Raw genomic sequence first — 232 nt, 5'->3', positions numbered from 1 at the left:
CGCCTGCGCAATCCATCGGTATCCAGGGCTCTCGTGCCGGACGACACGGTGACCCGCTCAATCGGCGTTGAGCCGGGCTGGACCGTGCGAGCTCTCGAAAGCGTGGGCAACTACGGGCAGATGTTCGATCGCAACGTCGGCGCGCACAGTCCTCTCGGTCTCGCGCGCGGAACGAACGACTTATGGACCCGTGGCGGCCTGATGTACGCGCCGCCCATTCGTTGAATCGCGC

Annotated in this window: 1 pseudogene; it reads left to right on the top strand. The window is 65.5% G+C overall.

Annotated features, from left to right (window positions below):
• Positions 1-225, top strand: a pseudogene (locus SB753_RS42010) (amino acid ABC transporter substrate-binding protein); the annotation flags it as partial.
• Positions 226-232 lie beyond the last annotated feature (7 nt).

Origin of the sequence: Paraburkholderia sp. SIMBA_053, from assembly GCF_046534895.1 — a bacterium.
Taxonomy (GTDB): Bacteria; Pseudomonadota; Gammaproteobacteria; order Burkholderiales; family Burkholderiaceae; genus Paraburkholderia; species Paraburkholderia caledonica.
The sequence above is the reverse complement of the archived record's forward strand: the minus strand, read 5'-3'. Positions and strand labels throughout refer to the sequence as shown.